We start from the raw sequence: 4,422 nt of genomic DNA, 5'->3' as shown, positions 1-4,422 counted from the left end.
CGGACCTCCGCCCGACCTCCCGACACCAGGATGTAGGCGTCCATGGTGAGCAGGGACTTGAACACCTTGGGCTGCACGTCGGTGTTGGAGGCACCCGTGGCGTTCCACTCGTGGGAGTCGACCGGGCGGCACGGTCAGGACTTCGGGCCGACGTGGCGATCGAGGGCGGCGACGGCGTCCCGGCGCGCCACGGAGAGGGAGTCACGGCGATTCATCCGCCAGGCGATGCCGAGCAGGTCCAGCGCCCACTGGCAGAGGCCCATGATGTCGGCCGACTCGTTGACGAACATGTAGCGGGGGTAGACGTAGCTCCTGCCGCGCGTCGTCACCCGGTTGCTGACGCGGCACCCGTCGGAGTGGAACAGGCCCCGCAGGAAATCGCCGGGTCGCGCCGTGAGGATCTCCCGCTGCCAGTCGGCGAGGACGATCTGACGGTCGTGCTTCTTGCCGGGACCGTGCTGCGGGAACAGGCACGGCCAGTGCTTGCCGGTGCTCTGGACCGCCACGCAGCCCTGCTTCTGGATCCGCTGGACCTTGTTGGCGAGCACCGCCTTCATCGCGACATCGCAGGCGTCGATGAGATCAGGCCATGCGTCGGCGCAGTAGATGCGCAGGACGGGAACCCGGTCGGTGGTGACCAGGTGGCCGTCCCCCAGATAGAGGCCCAGTAGGTAGGGATAGGCCGTCGGGTCAGTCGGATTGTCGACATCGGGGGAACAGCGGAAGCAGCGGGCGGCGGTGCCGACCATGACCGGCTCGGGTCGGTCCACGCACCAGTGCCAGACGGTGCTGTAGGGCAGGGACAGGTCCCGGGCGACCGACCGGATGTTGCTGCCGCGAGCGCGGAGCGCGCGGGCTCGGGCCCGCATCTCAGGTGGGTGCACCCACGCATCATCGAACAGGTGTATGACAGGTGTGCCGGGAGCGGGATTCGAACCCGCAAGCCCTCTCGGGCAGAAGTGTTTGAGACTTCCGTGTATGCCGTTCCACCATCCCGGCGAGTGCGGCTTACTGTACCCGACTACGCTCGTGCGGGAGCATGGGTGGTAGCCGTGCCGGGAACGATGGTGGGAGTGGCTCGTGGCCGAGATGCAGACGGACGTCGAGCGCAGGCGCGTTCTGATCGCCGAGGACGAGGCGCTGATCCGGCTGGACCTGGCCGAGATGCTCGTCGAGGAGGGCTACGAGGTCGTCGGCGAGGCCGGTGACGGGGAGACGGCGGTCCGGCTCGCCGAGGAGCTGAAGCCGGACCTGGTCATCCTCGACATCAAGATGCCGATCATGGACGGCCTGGCCGCCGCCGAGCGGATCGCCGGCGCCCGGATCGCCCCGGTGATCATCCTGACCGCGTTCAGCCAGCGTGACCTGGTGGAGCGTGCGCGGGCGGCCGGCGCGATGGCGTACCTCGTGAAGCCCTTCCAGAAGAGCGACCTGGTCCCGGCGGTGGAGATCGCGCTGTCGCGCTACTCGGAGATCGCCGCCCTGGAGGCGGAGGTCGCGGGGCTGACCGACCGGCTGGAGATCCGCAAGACGGTCGAGCGCGCCAAGGGCGCGCTGATGACGACGTACGGGATGAGCGAGCCGCAGGCGTTCAAGTGGATCCAGCGCACGGCGATGGACCACCGGATGACCATGAAGGAGGTCGCCGAGCGGATCCTCGCCGAGACCGCCGGCGGCGAGGTCGCCCAGCCCGCCTCCTGAGTGCCCCACGGGCGACGCGACACGCCGGTATGCGCTCCGGGGACTCCTCGCGGGAGCCGTTGATCGATAGCATCTGATCCATGTGGATCCGGCGGCTGGTGGCGGTGCTCGGCGCCCTCGCGGTGCTGCTGGCCGGCTGCGACCGGGCCCCGGCGGAGCCCGCCGACGAGCCGCTGCGACCGCGGTGGCAGCCGCTGACCCTGCCGGCGCCGCCGGGCGCCCCCGGCCGGCCGCTGCTGCGCGACGCCGTGGCCTGCGCCGGCACGTGGTACGTGGTCGGCGGGCTGGCCGACGCGGAGGGGGAGACCCGGCCGGCGGCCTGGCGCAGCACCGACGGCGTGTCGTGGACGGCGCTGCCGGTCTCGCCGTCGAGCCACTACGGCCGCCAGCACGTGCTCTACGCGGCCGCGTGCCGCGACGGCCGGCTGGCGGCGCTCGGGGCGAAGAACGGCGGCGCGCACGGCAACCCGCGCACGGGCACCTGGTCGCAGTCGCCGGGCGGGCAGCTCCAGGAGGCGCCGGCGCCCTTCGAGCTGTACGCGGGCCCGCGCGCGGTGAACGTGGCGCGGCTGGCGGCGGGCCCGGCCGGGTGGCTGATCGCGGGGGCGCGGGTCGACGGGGCGGCGGTCTGGACGTCGTCGGACGGCGAGCGCTTCGCGATCCGGGAGGGCGTCGCGGAACTCGCCGGTGACGGGCGGGGCCGGACGGTCGCGTTCGACGCGGTGGCCCTGCCGTCGGGTTGGTGGGTGGTGGGCGCGGTGCTGCCGCCCGGCACGACGGCGCTGACGCCCCTGGCCTGGAGCTCGGCCGACGGCCGGGCCTGGCGGCGGATGGCGCTGCCGGTGCCGGACGGGCGGGGCCAGGCGCAGCGGGTGGCCTCGGTCGACGGTGCGGTGGTGGCCGTCGGCCCGGTGCGGGACGGGTTCGCGACCTGGCGGCTGGCGGGCGACGAGTGGCGGCGGGCCGGCGGGTTCGGCGCGCCCGGCCCGGGGGTGTCCACGGTCGACGCCCTGGTGCCGGCCGGGCGGGAGCTGGTCGCGGTGACGGGGGACGGCGGTGGTCACGGACTGTGGCTTTCCGCCGATGCGGGGGATTCGTGGCGACTGATGGACATGCCGGCCCCTGTGCCGGATGGTGGGAACACGGCCGTGGCGGTCGCGTCGCAGGGTGATCGACTGGTGTTGGTGTCTGACGACGGGGAGGCGTCCCGGGCCTGGTCAGTCGGGTTGCCGACCATCGATCGGTAAAGGGTGGACGAAGATCGACCCGTTACCGATGAAACGAAGGCGAAGGCCTTTCGCCGCCGACGGTTCTTACAGCGATCGTTTCGAACCCGCCACGCCGTGTAACGGTTCGGTCAACCCGCTCCCCTGGGGCTTTCGTCACAGCTCAAAGGTGGGATAGCGTCCGGCCCCAGACCGGCGACGACGGTCTGGTTCGTCCGCCCCCGCAAGGGCCAATCGGCAGCGGGTGGTTCGGACCATTGGACGGAGGAGGGTTCGGGCCTTGAGGCAGAAGCTCGCGCGCGTTATCGGTGGGGTCGCCATGCTGGCGCTCGTCGCCGGCGGCACGGCATGCTCCAGTAGCGACGACGCGGCGTCCGGTGGCGACGCCTGCGGCAACAAGATCGCGTTCTTCGGCGCGCTGACCGGCCCGTCGGCGGCGCTCGGCATCAACGAGAACAACGGCGTCAAGCTGGCGGTCGACAAGTACAACAAGGAGAACGCCGACTGCAAGGTCGAGCTGGTTCCCCTGGACTCGCAGGGCAGCCCGGACCAGGCCCCGCAGCTGGCCCAGAAGGCCATCGACGACACCAAGATCCTCGGCATCGTCGGCCCGGCCTACTCGGGTGAGTCGGAGGCCGCCGGTCCGCTCTTCAACGAGGCCGGTCTGGTGACCATCACCCCGTCGGCCACCAACCCGACGCTCGCGAAGCAGAACTGGAAGACCTTCTTCCGCGCGGTCGGCAACGACCTGAGCCAGGGCCCGGGTGCCGGCAACTACATCAAGAACGTGCTGAAGGCCGACAAGGTCTACGTCATCGACGACCAGTCCGCGTACGGCGCCGGCCTGGCCGACGAGGTCAAGAAGCTGCTCGGCCCCGCGGTCGTCGGCTCGGACAAGGTCCAGGGCGACGGCAAGCAGGTCGAGTTCTCGGCCGTGGTCACCAAGGTCAAGGCCGCCAACGTCAAGGCGGTCTTCTACGGCGGCTACTACCAGGAGGCCGGCCTGATCCGCAAGCAGCTCACCGCTGCCGGGGTCACCGCTCCGATGATCGCCGGTGACGGCGTGAACGACGCCGCGTACATCACCTCCGCGGGTGCGGCGGCGGCCGAGGGCACCATCCTCACCTGCCCGTGCCAGCCGGCCGCCGAGGCGCGCGGCACCTTCATCGAGGAGTACAAGGCGCTCAACGGCACCGACCCGGGCACCTACAGCGACACGGCCTACGACGCGGCGAACATCCTGCTGGCCGGCATCAAGGCGGGCAAGACCACCCGTGAGGGCCTGCTGGAGTTCGTGAAGGGCTACAGCGGCGAGGGCGTCGCGGCGAGCTACAAGTTCGTCGAGGGCGGCGAGCTCGACCCGGCGCAGGTCAAGGTCTGGGCCTTCAAGGTCAAGGACGGCAAGGTCGTTCCGGACCAGGAGATCCCCAAGTCCTGACGTCGGTCGCTGCAACGGCGATTGAGTGGTGATCGCGGGCGCGGCCGGGAGCTGTGC

4 protein-coding genes and 1 tRNA gene are annotated in these 4,422 nt (G+C 71.1%); 3 read left to right on the top strand and 2 right to left on the bottom strand.

Annotated features, from left to right (window positions below; genetic code table 11):
- Nucleotides 1-134: 134 nt before the first annotated feature.
- Both AB0B83_RS29915 and AB0B83_RS29910 read right to left on the bottom strand, forming a co-directional pair.
- Nucleotides 135-884: a transcriptional regulator gene (locus AB0B83_RS29915; protein ID WP_357580976.1), complete on the bottom strand. Its 750-nt coding sequence runs from the start codon at nt 882-884 to the stop codon at nt 135-137.
- Nucleotides 885-916: 32 nt separating this feature from the next.
- Nucleotides 917-999 (bottom strand) — tRNA-Leu (locus tag AB0B83_RS29910).
- A gap of 81 nt (nt 1,000-1,080) precedes the next feature.
- Here AB0B83_RS29910 and AB0B83_RS29905 point away from each other — a divergent pair.
- The 3 genes from AB0B83_RS29905 to AB0B83_RS29895 all read left to right on the top strand — a co-directional run bounded on the left by AB0B83_RS29905 (nt 1,081) and on the right by AB0B83_RS29895 (nt 4,365).
- Complete coding sequence (locus AB0B83_RS29905; protein ID WP_357580975.1) at nt 1,081-1,701, top strand: response regulator; 621 nt, start codon at nt 1,081-1,083, stop codon at nt 1,699-1,701.
- A gap of 80 nt (nt 1,702-1,781) precedes the next feature.
- Nucleotides 1,782-2,948, top strand: coding sequence for a hypothetical protein (locus AB0B83_RS29900; RefSeq protein ID WP_357580974.1), 1,167 nt, complete (start codon nt 1,782-1,784; stop codon nt 2,946-2,948).
- Between the two features lie 259 nt (nt 2,949-3,207).
- Complete coding sequence (locus AB0B83_RS29895) at nt 3,208-4,365, top strand: branched-chain amino acid ABC transporter substrate-binding protein (RefSeq protein ID WP_357580973.1); 1,158 nt, start codon at nt 3,208-3,210, stop codon at nt 4,363-4,365.
- The last annotated feature ends 57 nt before the right edge of the window (nt 4,366-4,422 follow it).

This window comes from Micromonospora sp. NPDC049060 (assembly GCF_040649055.1).
In the GTDB taxonomy this organism is placed as follows: domain Bacteria; phylum Actinomycetota; class Actinomycetes; order Mycobacteriales; family Micromonosporaceae; genus Micromonospora; species Micromonospora reichwaldensis.
Note: the sequence above shows the minus strand (reverse complement) of the source record. Positions and strands in the feature narration are given on the sequence as shown.

What these genes read in the sequence shown, in the direction of transcription:
- AB0B83_RS29900 (WP_357580974.1), top strand. Translation starts at nt 1,782, where the DNA reads ATGTGGATCCGGCGGCTGGTGGCGGTGCTCGGCGCCCTCGCGGTGCTG.